This is a genomic window from Streptomyces sp. NPDC088254 (genome assembly GCF_044740925.1).
Taxonomy (GTDB): Bacteria; Actinomycetota; Actinomycetes; order Streptomycetales; family Streptomycetaceae; genus Streptomyces.
Genome location: NZ_JBIURQ010000009.1, coordinates 437,280 through 448,531 on the forward strand (window position 1 = coordinate 437,280; position 11,252 = coordinate 448,531).

At 73.8% G+C, this 11,252-nt stretch carries 11 protein-coding genes and 1 pseudogene; 8 read left to right on the forward strand and 4 right to left on the reverse strand.

Going from position 1 to position 11,252, the window contains the following annotated elements; all coding sequences use genetic code 11:
• Window positions 1-76 precede the first annotated feature (76 nt).
• A complete protein-coding gene (locus ACIOC0_RS27025) occupies window positions 77-595 on the forward strand; it encodes a DUF4240 domain-containing protein (RefSeq protein ID WP_402158230.1) in 519 nt (172 codons plus the stop codon).
• On the opposite strand, the gene ACIOC0_RS27030 is transcribed toward ACIOC0_RS27025, so the two are convergent.
• Window positions 585-1,439, reverse strand: a complete 855-nt coding sequence (locus ACIOC0_RS27030) for a peptidoglycan recognition protein (RefSeq protein WP_402158187.1) — start codon at window positions 1,437-1,439, stop codon at window positions 585-587. The two genes, ACIOC0_RS27025 and ACIOC0_RS27030, sit on opposite strands and share 11 nt — an antisense overlap.
• A gap of 197 nt (window positions 1,440-1,636) precedes the next feature.
• Here ACIOC0_RS27030 and ACIOC0_RS27035 point away from each other — a divergent pair, with 197 nt between their 5' ends.
• Complete coding sequence (locus ACIOC0_RS27035; protein WP_402158190.1) at window positions 1,637-2,821, forward strand: MarP family serine protease; 1,185 nt, start codon at window positions 1,637-1,639, stop codon at window positions 2,819-2,821.
• 31 nt (window positions 2,822-2,852) lie between these two features.
• Here the strand turns inward: ACIOC0_RS27035 and ACIOC0_RS27040 are convergent, their stop codons facing one another.
• Window positions 2,853-3,353: a GNAT family N-acetyltransferase gene (locus ACIOC0_RS27040; RefSeq protein ID WP_402158191.1), complete on the reverse strand. Its 501-nt coding sequence runs from the start codon at window positions 3,351-3,353 to the stop codon at window positions 2,853-2,855.
• Window positions 3,354-3,424: 71 nt separating this feature from the next.
• Here ACIOC0_RS27040 and ACIOC0_RS27045 point away from each other — a divergent pair, with 71 nt between their 5' ends.
• Together ACIOC0_RS27045 and ACIOC0_RS27050 are read left to right on the forward strand one after the other, a co-directional pair.
• Window positions 3,425-4,324, forward strand: coding sequence for a TIGR01777 family oxidoreductase (locus ACIOC0_RS27045; RefSeq protein ID WP_402158192.1), 900 nt, complete (start codon window positions 3,425-3,427; stop codon window positions 4,322-4,324).
• Between the two features lie 198 nt (window positions 4,325-4,522).
• Window positions 4,523-5,953 (forward strand): NAD(P)/FAD-dependent oxidoreductase, encoded by a 1,431-nt coding sequence (locus tag ACIOC0_RS27050; protein ID WP_402158194.1) that lies wholly within the window; start codon window positions 4,523-4,525, stop codon window positions 5,951-5,953.
• A gap of 82 nt (window positions 5,954-6,035) precedes the next feature.
• On the opposite strand, the gene ACIOC0_RS27055 is transcribed toward ACIOC0_RS27050, so the two are convergent.
• On the reverse strand, window positions 6,036-7,631 hold the full coding sequence (locus tag ACIOC0_RS27055; protein WP_402158196.1) for a regulator: 1,596 nt from the start codon (window positions 7,629-7,631) through the stop codon (window positions 6,036-6,038).
• A gap of 234 nt (window positions 7,632-7,865) precedes the next feature.
• On the opposite strand from ACIOC0_RS27055, the gene lipB reads away from it, so the two are divergent.
• The 4 genes from lipB to ACIOC0_RS27075 all read left to right on the forward strand — a co-directional run bounded on the left by lipB (window position 7,866) and on the right by ACIOC0_RS27075 (window position 11,058).
• A complete protein-coding gene (gene lipB / locus ACIOC0_RS27060; protein WP_402158198.1) occupies window positions 7,866-8,684 on the forward strand; it encodes a lipoyl(octanoyl) transferase LipB in 819 nt (272 codons plus the stop codon).
• Window positions 8,685-8,815: 131 nt separating this feature from the next.
• On the forward strand, window positions 8,816-9,805 hold the full coding sequence (lipA, locus tag ACIOC0_RS27065) for a lipoyl synthase (protein WP_402158200.1): 990 nt from the start codon (window positions 8,816-8,818) through the stop codon (window positions 9,803-9,805).
• A gap of 280 nt (window positions 9,806-10,085) precedes the next feature.
• On the forward strand, window positions 10,086-10,286 hold the full coding sequence (locus ACIOC0_RS27070) for a hypothetical protein (RefSeq protein ID WP_402158203.1): 201 nt from the start codon (window positions 10,086-10,088) through the stop codon (window positions 10,284-10,286).
• Between the two features lie 70 nt (window positions 10,287-10,356).
• Window positions 10,357-11,058, forward strand: coding sequence for a DUF4191 domain-containing protein (locus ACIOC0_RS27075; RefSeq protein ID WP_130437120.1), 702 nt, complete (start codon window positions 10,357-10,359; stop codon window positions 11,056-11,058).
• Between the two features lie 86 nt (window positions 11,059-11,144).
• Here the strand turns inward: ACIOC0_RS27075 and ACIOC0_RS27080 are convergent.
• Window positions 11,145-11,252, reverse strand: a pseudogene (locus tag ACIOC0_RS27080) (IS481 family transposase); the annotation flags it as partial.

Here is an 11,252-nt window from a genome sequence, read left to right on the forward strand (position 1 = left end):
GGAGCCGTGCCGGGGCGGTGAATGCGCCGCACTCCGGGTGCGTCCCGCCCCTCCAGGCACGATGCTGGGACCCGTGATGGACGAGACGGAGTTCTGGGAGCTGGTCGACGCCGCCCGTGAGGCCGCCGAGGGGGACCCCGAGGAACAGGCCGAGGTGCTCGTGGACCGGCTGCTGCGGCTGGACCCGGATCTGGTGCTGGACTTCGCCCGTCACTTCGAGGCCCGCTACAACCGGGCGTACACCTGGGATCTGTGGGGCGCCGCCTGGGTGCTGCTGGACGGGGCGAGCGACGACGCCTTCGACTTCTTCCGCTGCTGGCTGATCGGCCAGGGCCGGGAGGTCTACGAGGGGGCGGTGCACGATCCGGACTCGCTCGCCGACCTGCTGGGCGACTTCGACGAGGAGATCGACGGCGACGGCGAGGAACTCGGCTACGCGGCCGACGAGGCCTACGAGCAGCTCACCGGGACCGTCGCCCCGGACCTGGGCATCCAGCCCGCACGGGCGGAGCCCGAGGGCACGCCACTCGACTTCGAGAACGCCCGCGTCCTCGCCGAGCGCTACCCCCGGCTGTGGGAGCGGTTCAAGGAGTGAGCGTTCCTGTGGACGCGGGGACCGAGGTGGCGTCGGTGCGGCCCTGGAGCCGGGCCGCCGTCCGCCGGATCTCCGGCAGGCGCGCGGTGAGGGCGGCGCCGGGGCAGGTCGTCTCGAAGCCGTCGTCGTGGCCGGCGAGGGCGGGCAGGGAGACGGTGACACCGGCGTCGTAGCGGCTGCGGCTGCTGCTGGAGGTCAGCCTGACCGTCGCCCTGGGGTCGATTCCGGCGGGGCCGAGTTTCCAGGCGGCGAGGGCCGCGATCGCGTCGAGCATCGGCTGCGGCACGTGCGTCCCGGCGGTGAAGGTGCCCAGCGCGGCGACGCCCGCCGTGCGGTGGTTGAAGCCCTGCGTGTGCGCGCCGGTGACGGCGCGGTCGATCCCGCCGGCGCGGCCCTCGTAGATCGTTCCGCAGCGGTCGACGAGGAAGTTGTAGCCGATGTCGTCCCAGCCCCGGGCACCGGTCTGGCCGGCGTAGAGGTGGCGGATGAGGCGGGGCGCGTCGGCGCAGTCGTAGGCGTTGGGCGAGTCGGTGTGGTGGACGAAGACGGCGACGACCCGGTCGTCGAGGCGGGGCGGCGGCTGGGTGCGGCCGGCGAGATCGGCGAGCCAGACGGAGCGGGGTACGACGGGCGGCCGTGGGGCGAGGTGCGCCACGGTGTGCCGGGAGCGGGCGGAGTGCGGGGCGCGGGCGGTGGCGGCGCGCTCGGCCCGGTCCGCGCACAGCGCCAGGGCGAGGACGGCGAGCCCTGGCAGGCAGACGAGGATCAGGAGCAGCGGCCTGGGCGGCCGCGCCGGGGGCCGTCCTCGCGCCCTGAGGTGGGCGGCCTGTCGGATGGCACGCATGGTCCCACTGTCGGTGGGTTCGTGCCGGTCCGCGATGTGTGGTGTGCCACCTGGTGGAACCATCGTCCCTGTCCGCACCGTTTTCCGGGTAGACGCACGCGTGACCGGTTAGGTCCTCCCCGCGCGTGTGGCCGAATCACGGCTGATCACCGGGCCGGTCCCGCACGTACTAGAGGATCCCTGAGAAAGGCGGCCGCGTGGACCTGCTCGACATCCTGCTGGTGCTGGTGATGCTGGCGTACGCGGCCTCGGGCTACCGGCGCGGCCTGGTGGCCGGCTGTGTCTCGCTCGCCGGTTTCGTGGGCGGCGCGGCGGTGGGCGTCTGGGCGTTGCCGTGGGTGATGGGCCTGGTGACGACGGGTACGACGGCGGCGACGGTGACGGCGGTGCTCACGGTGCTGCTGCCGGCGGCGGTCGGGCACGAGCTGGCGAGCCGGCTGGCGTTGCGGCTGCGCAGGGAGCTGGACCGGGGACCGTTGCGGGTGGCCGACGGGGTCGGCGGGGCCGCGGCGAACGCGGCGGCGGTGCTGATCGTGTCGTGGGTGGCGGCGAGCGTGCTGGGCGCGTCGGCGTCGCCGATGGTGACGTCGGCGATCCGGGAGTCCCGGCTGCTGGGCACGGTGCAGCACTCGATGCCGGACACCACCCCGGCGTGGTTCGCGCGGGCGACGTCCGCGCTCACCCAGGCGGGCTTCCCGCAGGTGTTCAACCCGTTCGAGACGGAGTCGACGGCCGAGGTCGCCAAGCCCTCCGGTGACAACGTGACGCCGGCCGCGACCAGCGCGGCCAAGCTGAGCACGGTGAAGGTCGAGGGCGCCGCGGGCAGCCAGGGCCGCGAGGGCAGCGGGTTCGTGTACGCGACCGAGCATGTGATGACCAACGCGCACGTGGTGGCGGGCATCGACTACCCGACCGTGCGGATCGGGGGCGTGGGGCCCTCGTACGACGCGAAGGTGGTGCTGTTCGATCCGGCCAAGGACGTGGCCGTGCTGTACGTCCCGAACCTGCGCGCGCCGCTGCTGCCCTTCGACGAGGCGGCCTCCCGCGGGGACGCGGCGGTGGTCGCGGGCTATCCGCAGGACGGCGGCCTCGACCTCCAGGCGGCGACGGTCGCGGGCCGGGTGAACGCGATCGGCCGGAACATCTACAACGACGCGACGGTCACCCGTGAGATCTACTCGATCCGCTCGACCGTCCGCCCCGGCAACTCCGGGGGTCCGCTGCTGACCACCGACGGCAGGGTCTTCGGCGTGGTCTTCGCCCGCTCCACCTCGGACGCCGAGACGGGTTACGTCCTGACGGCGGCGGAGGTGGCCGACGACGCCGAACGCGCGGCGACGGCGACGCAGGCGGTGGACACGGGCGGCCTGATCGAGTCGTGAGCGGGCGCACCACCGTCGCCGGGCGCGGCGTCTACAGGGGGCGCCCCATGAAGACGTCGTCGACGTACTCCCCGCGCAGCAGGAACTCCTGCGGCAGGACGCCCTCCACCATGAAGCCCTCGGACGCGTAGAGCGCCCGGGCGGGGGCGTTGTGGCCGAGGACGCGCAGGGTGAGCCGGCGTGCGCCGCGTCGGCGGGCCTCCTCGACGGCCGCGCGGAGCAGAGCCCGCCCGACGCCCCGGCCGCGCGCCTCGTCGGCGACGGCGAGGCCCTGGATCTGCCGGACATGGGCGTTGCAGGCGAGGCCGGTGGGGAAGCCGAGGCGGATGTAGCCGACGAGGCGGGGGCCGAGTTCGGCGACCAAGTGGTCCTCGGGGAGGTGGCGTTCGTCGAAGAAGGGCCCGTACGGCGGTTGCGGCTCGGGCGTGACGGCGTGCAGCGGAGACCAGGTGAGCCGGTCGAGGAGGGCGAGGGCGTCGTCGTCGGCGGGCCGGGCCGGGCGTATGCGCGGGGCGTCGGGGGCGGTGGGCATGCGGGTCACCCTATGGTCCGTCCGCCGGGTTCGGGGCGGGGTTTTCCGCGGGTTCCGGGCAGGATGGCGGCATGGTAGCTACGCGAATCGTGGTGGCCGGCGCGTCCGGTCTCATCGGCGGCGCCCTGGTGCGGTCCCTGGCCGCGGACGGGCACGAGGTGGTGCGCCTGGTGCGCCGTGAGCCCCGGGGCGACGGCGAGGTGCGCTGGGATCCGGAGCGGGGGCGGGTGGACGAGGCCGGGCTCGCGGGGTGCGACGCGGTGGTCAATGTGGCGGGTGCGGGCGTGGGCGACCACCGCTGGACGGACGCCTACAAGAAGCGGATCCACGACAGCCGGGTGCACGGCACGGCGGCGCTGGCCCGTGCGGTGGCCTCGCTGCCCGAGCGGGACCGGCCGGGGGTCCTCGTCAACGGCAGTGCCATCGGCTTCTACGGCGAGACGGGCGAGCGGGTCGTCGACGAGGACGCGCCCGCCGGGCGGGGTTTCCTGCCGGAGCTGTGCGTGGAGTGGGAGGCGGCCGCGGCCCCCGCCGCGGAGGCGGGCGTGCGGACGGTGTTCGCGCGCACCGGGCTGGTCGTCGCCCGGGGCGGCGGCGCCTGGGGGCGGCTGTTCCCGCTCTTCCAGGCCGGGTTGGGCGGGCGGATGGGCGACGGACGGCAGTACTGGTCGTACGTGTCGCTGCACGACGAGGTCGCGGCGCTGCGGCATCTGCTGGACCGGGACGACCTCTCGGGGCCGTTCAACCTGACCGCGCCGGAGCCGCTGACGAACCGTGAGATCACGGCGGCGATGGGGCGGGTGCTGCGCCGGCCGACGCTGTTCCCGGTGCCGGCGCCGGTGTTGCGGGCGGCGCTGGGCGAGATGGCCGGGGATGTGCTGGGCAGCGCACGGGTGGTGCCGAAGCGGCTGCTGGAGTCCGGGTTCACCTTCGCGTTCCCCGGGATCGAGGACGCCCTGCGCGCTGCCTGAGGTGCCGTCAGTTCACTGTCGGGTCGGGCGCTTCCGACCAAGGGCCGTATGCGACCGCCGTGCGACCGTGCCCCGTCCATGTGCGACTGTTCCCGACCGTTCGCGGCCCTACCCTCGATCCGAACTCGGGTATCCCGGAAGCCTGTTGGGGGCATCACGTCTCCACCGGCCGCGCAACCTCGAGGCGAGGAGGGGCACGTGCTTGAGCCCGCTTACCAGGCAGACGTCGTCATCGTGGGGGCCGGGGTCGCCGGTCTCTCCGCGGCGCATCGGCTGACCGGCGCAGGAGTGACGACGACGGTCCTGGAGGCCGCCCCTTGCGTGGGCGGCCGCATGGCGACCGAGAAGGTCGACGGTTTCCGGCTCGACCGCATCGGACAGCTGCTGTCCACGGCGTATCCCGAACTGGCGCTCACCCCGGGGCTGGACGCGCTGGTACTGCGTCCGTTCGCCCCGGGAGTGCTGCTGCACAGCGACGGGAGCCGCCACCGTGCGGGCGCACAGCCAGGCGTGGGAGGTGCGCGGAGCGCGAGGGGCGCACTTCATGCCGTGCGCGCCCTGGCGAGCGCCCCTCGGCCGGGGGCGCTGCCTCGGCCCGGGGGGCTGTCCAAGCCGCGTCCTGCCGCGCCCGGGGCCGTGGCGGCCCCGCCGCGGGTGCGTGCGGGGGCGCCGCTGGGCACCGCCGTGGACCAGGCGCGGCTCGGCGCCGCGCTGACCCGGCTCGCGGCCACGCCCGTGGAGCAGCTGCTGCGCCGCCCCGAGGCGCCGGCCGCGCAGGCCCTGGCGGCCCGCGGGCTGCCCGCCCGTACGATCGACGGCTTCCTTCGTCCGCTGCTCGCCGCGCTGCTGTGCGATCCGGAGCTCACCACCTCCAGCCGGTGCGCCGACTTCGCGCTGCACGCGTTCGCCGCCGGGCGGCTGTGCCTGCCGGAGGGCGGCGCGGACGTGCTGCCGGAGCTGCTCGCGCGGACGCTGCCGGCGGGCACCGTGCACACGGGGGTGCGGGTCACCTCGGTGTCGACGACCGAGGTGACCACGGCCGAGCACGGGGTGTTCCGGTGCCGGGCGGTGCTGGTGGCGACCGACGCCCGTACGGCGGCGGAGCTGCTGCCCGGGCTGCGGGTGCCCGACTTCCACCCCGTGACGGTCCTGCACCACACGACCGACGAGCCGCCGGCGACCGGGGCCTCGCTGGTCCTGGACGCCGACCGGGGCGGTCCGGTCGCCCACACGGCGGTGGTCAGCGGGGTCGACCCGAGCCGGGCGCCGGCCGGGCGGACGCTGATCTCCTCCACGGTCCTCGGCCCGCCGCCGGCCGGTGTGGACACCGCGGTCCGCATCCATCTCGCCCGGCTGTACGGCGTCCCGACCGCCCGCTGGGAGACGCTGGCCGTGCACCACACCCCGGAGGCGGTCCCCGCGATGCCGGCTCCGCACGATCTGCGGCGGCCGGTGCGGTTGCTGGCGGGGCTGTACGTGTGCGGCGACCACCGGGACACCAGCACCGTGCAGGGGGCGTTGCACTCGGCTCACCGGGCGGCGGCGGCGATCCTGGCCGACCTCGGGGCCGCCGGGTCCCTCCACTCGGCCGACCCCGCACCGACGGCGCCCCGGCAGGCAGCGGCCTGAACGCGGAGGTGGGGCCCCTGGGGAGGCCGCCCACGCAGGCGGGGGGCGGGCGAAGCAACCGCCCGCCCCCCGCCTCCACCCGTCAGCCCAGTGCCGCCACCCTCTCGCGGTACACCCGGGCCGGGCCCGCGTCCCGGTAGGGCTCCAGGCGTCGCTCGAAGTCCCGTACGTACTCCACCGCCCGCACGGAGCGCATCTCGGCGGCCTGGCCCGCGGCCTCGGCCGCCAGCAGGCACGCCTGTTCCAGCTCCCCCAGGCCCAGTCGCGCCGACGCCAGCACCACCCGGCACAGGAGCCGGCTGCGCGCGTACCCCGCGGGGCGCAGCCGCAGGGACCGTTCGGCGTGCTGCGCCGCCGCCCGGAACTGCTGCAGGTCCCGGTGGCAGTGCCCGAATTCGTCGGCGAGCTGCCCCTCGTCGAAGAACCGGGCCCAGAACGGCACCTCGTCCCCCGGCTTGGCCGTCTCCAGCGCCCGCTCCGCCCGCACCAGGGAGGCGGTGCACGCCCGCACCTCGCCCAGCGTCCCGTGCCCCCGCGCCTCCGCCGCGTGCAGCAGCGCCTGGACGACGGGCGGCGCGCCGCCGCCGACGCCCTGCTGGGCGACGCGCGCGAGCTGCACCGCCTCCCGCCCGTGACCGAGGTAGACGGCCTGTCGGCTCATGGTGACCAGCACGTACGCCCCGTAGGCCCGGTCGCCCGCGGCCTGCGACAGCCGCAGCGCCTGTACGAAGTACCGCTGGGCGAGCCCGTGCGCGGCGATGTCGAAGGAGGTCCAGCCGGCGAGGCGGGTGAGGTCGGCGGCGGCGGCGAAGAGCCGGCGTCCGGTCTGCTCGCCGTAGGCGCCGCGCAGCATCGGCTCGCACTCGTGCTCCAGGTAGCGCACGAGGGCCTGGCGGGCGTGGCCGCCGCCGTACATGTCGTCGAGGGTGCGGAAGAGCTCGCCGACGGAGCGGAGCGCCGCGATGTCGCCGCCGGTGACCCGCTGGCCGGGGCCGCGCTCGACGGGGCCCCGCTGCCGGGGCACCCCGGACCCGCCGGGCCCGGCCCTGCCGACGCCGCCCGGCGGGGCGGCGGGCCTGCCCCCGGGACGCGCCTGGGACGGCACCCGGGCCACCGCGGCCGCACCGCCCGGCGCGGGGAGCGCCCCGGCTCCCGCGACGGCGGGGGCCGACGCCGGGGCCACGGCCCCCGCCGCCAGCCCCGACACCCCCGCCGATGGTTGTTCGCGCGCGACCCTGTCGTCCGCGCGCCCGATCAGCCAGTCCCTGCTGGGCACCACGAGACCCGCCGGGGTGAAGGCGATCTTGCGGAGTTCGGCATGGCTGCCGGAGTCCTTGCGCCAGAGTCCGCCGACGATGTCGACGGCCTCCTCGGGCGTGCCGGCGAACTCCAGCCCCGCGTACACGGGCGCGCAGGCGTCCAGGCCGAGGTCCTGGGCGGTCAGCCGGCGGCCCAGGCGCCGGGTGAAGACCTCGGCGATCAGGGCGGGGGTGGTGCCCCGGGGCTGCTGGCCGCGCAGCCACCGGGTGACGGAGGTCTTGTCGTATCTGAGGTCCAGGCCGTGTTCGAGACCGAGCTGGTCGACGCGCCGGGCCAGACCCGCGTTGGAGAAGCCCGCTTCTGCGATGAGCGCGGCGAGTTGGCGGTTGGGAGTGCGCTGCGCGGGTCGTTCCGTCATCTGCGGTGCGGTCTCCTGCCTTCCGGGCTGCTGAAGTGCCCGGATTGCCCTGTGAGCAGCCCTAATGGCCTCGTGAACGGCGCGAATGTAGCTGAGCGTGAGCATGCGGTCGCACATCTCGCCGTTCATTCATCCGATCGTGTGAGGATTGGCCGCACGGCTGACGTGCCGGGGGCGGACGTACAGTGGCGTGGGCGCGGTTCGCGCCAGTCACGTCTAAGGAGGCGCTTCACCGTGAGCGAGCTGCGGTTCGTCCGTATGGGGTTCGGCGCGGACGCCGTCGAGTACCAGGAGGCCTGGGACGAGCAGCGCCGGGTGCACGCGGCCCGGTTCGCGGACGAGGTCCCCGACACCGTCCTGCTGCTGGAGCACCCCCCGGTGTACACGGCGGGCCGGCGCACGGCGGACGACGAGCGGCCGCTGGACGGAACGCCGGTCGTCGACGTGGACCGCGGCGGGAAGATCACCTGGCACGGCCCGGGCCAGCTGGTCGGCTACCCCATCCAGAAGCTCCCGCGCCCGGTCGACGTCGTCGCCCACCTGCGCCGCCTGGAGGACGCGATGATCCGGGTCTGCGCGGAGTTCGGCGTGGAGACCAGCCGGGTGGAGGGCCGGGCCGGGGTCTGGGTCCTCGGCGACCCGGTGGAGCAGCGCCCCGCGCTGGGCGGGCTCTCCCTCGACTTCGACCCCCGGCTGACCGACGACGAGTTCGACCCCCGCCTCAACGGCCCCGAGTACGCCCCCTCCAACGCCGGCCAGCGACGCGAGGACCGCAAGATCTGCGCCATGGGCATCCGGGTCGCCAAGGGCGTCACCATGCACGGCTTCGCCCTGAACGTGAACCCGGACACATCCAACTTCGACAAGATCATCCCATGCGGCATCCGCGACGCGGGCGTCACCTCCCTCTCCCACGAGCTGGGCCGCGAGGTGACCATCGAGGAGGTTCTGCCGGTCGTGGAGCGCCATCTGACGGACGTACTGGGGAACGCCGACCTGAAGCCGCGGGTCATCGAGGAGACGCCGGCACCACTCAGCCCGTCCGGCGCTTGAGGACGAGGCCGTCAGGCCGAAGCGGGAGCCTGGGGGCGGCAGCCCCCAGCGGGGCCGACACCCGCACCGGGTTTCGAATCAACGGGCGTACGCTTAAAGCCGCCGAAGAATCAATCGCTAGGGAGCCGGTCGTGTCCGCAGTCGCACCCGACGGACGCAAGATGCTGCGCCTGGAGGTCCGCAACAGCCAGACCCCCATCGAGCGCAAGCCCGAGTGGATCAAGACCCGGGCGAAAATGGGCCCCGAGTACACGCAGATGCAGAAGCTCGTGAAGAGCGAGGGGCTGCACACCGTCTGCCAGGAAGCCGGCTGTCCCAACATCTACGAGTGCTGGGAGGACCGCGAGGCGACGTTCCTCATCGGCGGCGACCAGTGCACCCGGCGCTGCGACTTCTGCCAGATCGACACCGGCAAGCCCGAGGCCCTCGACCGGGACGAGCCGCGCCGCGTGGGCGAGTCCGTGGTCACCATGGACCTGAACTACGCCACCATCACCGGCGTCGCCCGCGACGACCTGGAGGACGGCGGCGCCTGGCTGTACGCGGAGACCGTGCGCCAGATCCACCAGCAGACCTCGGGGCGCGAGGGCGGCCACACCAAGGTCGAACTGCTCGCCCCCGACTTCAACGCCGTCCCGGAGCTGCTGCGCGAGGTCTTCGACTCCCGGCCCGAGGTCTTCGCGCACAACGTCGAGACCGTGCCCCGCATCTTCAAGCGGATCCGCCCCGGCTTCCGCTACGAGCGCTCCCTCGGCGTCCTGACCGCCGCCCGCGACTACGGGCTCGTCACCAAGTCGAACCTGATCCTCGGGATGGGCGAGACTCGTGAGGAGGTCAGCGAGGCGCTGCGCCAGCTGCACGAGGCGGGTTGCGAGCTCATCACCATCACCCAGTACCTGCGGCCCTCGGTGCGCCACCACCCGGTGGAGCGCTGGGTGAAGCCGCAGGAGTTCGTCGAGCTGAAGGAGGAGGCCGAGGAGATCGGCTTCTCCGGTGTGATGTCGGGTCCGCTGGTGCGCTCGTCGTACCGCGCCGGGCGGCTCTACGGGATGGCGATGGAGTCGCGCGAGTCCTCCGCTTCGCGGCGCGGCGGCGAGGTCGCCGCAGCCCAGGCCGTCTGACGCCGGGTCAACCGCCGTTCCCCGGATGGCCGCGGGGCAAGCGTGTGAATTCGGGCACAAGCGGCTACTGGCCGGTAGCGGCCGAAACGACGCGGTCCTGACCGTCCTCGCAGATGAGGGCATACGTCAGGGCCGCGTCGGCGTTTATGCCCAGCGCACCGGGGCTTCATGGACGTTTGACCGGTCGGTCACGCCCTGGTAACACCGAACAGTGACGCTGGTATCACTTCACGTCGATCACGTCGTTTCGTGCCCAAGCCGCACTGAGGGGGACCTCCACATGCAGGCCGCGCCCGTCCGCGCCACCGCGATCCCTTCCTTCACCGACGCCCTGCGCGCCGTCGAGTCCCTGCTCATGAGCGGCGGCCAGCGCACCGCCCGGCGCAACGCCTGGACCTCCGTGCTGGAGGACCGCCGCCGCGCCAAGGACCGTTTCGAGGCGCAGCGCGTCCTCGAGGAGTTCACCTCCGTCACCCCCTGACCGGCCCCGGCCTTCCAGCAGCCGGACACTGCCGTCGTCGGCGCCGCCGGGGCCACGTAGACTGCGTGGCATGGCGAGGAAGGACACGGCGGCGGACGCCGCTAACCCCGGGCGACTGAAGCAGATCGCCCTGACCTACAAGATGACTCGCAAGGCCGACAAGAAGATCGGTCTTGTGCTCGCGGCTGTCGGAATCGTCACCTTCGGTGTCTTCCTCGCGATCGGCTTCTTGATCGGCCACCCCATCTATCTCGGCATCCTGGGCCTCCTGCTCGCCTTCCTCGCGACGGCGATCGTGTTCGGCCGCAGGGCCGAGCGGGCCGCCTTCGGCCAGATGGAAGGCCAGCCGGGCGCTGCGGCGGCCGTCCTGGACAACGTCGGCCGAGGATGGACCACCACCCCGGCGGTGGCCATGAACCGCAGCCAGGACGTGGTGCACCGGGCCGTCGGCAAGGCCGGCATCGTCCTGGTCGCCGAGGGCAACCCGAACCGGGTGAAGGGCCTGCTGGCCGCCGAGAAGAAGAAGATGAACCGCGTGGTCGCGGATGTCCCGGTGCACGACCTGATCGTGGGCACGGGCGAGGGACAGGTCGAGCTGAAGAAGCTGCGGACCACCATGCTGAAGCTGCCGCGGGTGCTGACCGGCCCCCAGGTGACGTCCACCAACGACCGGCTGCGCGCCATGGGCGACCTGATGAGCAACATGCCGCTGCCCAAGGGCCCGATGCCCAAGGGCATGCGCATGCCGAGGGGCGGCCCGAAGGCCCGCTGACCCCAGTCCGACCCCCGTCGACGACGAAGGAGGGGCGCCCGGTCGACCGGGCGCCCCTCCTTCGTCTCTTCTCTTCGAAACACGCCCTAGATGTATTGGCCCGCAGCGTTGTTCACACGGCTGATGGGTGGCTGGCCTCCGAGTGCGGTGTGGCAGCGATGGTAGTTGTAGCCGTGGAGGAAGTCGTCGAGGGC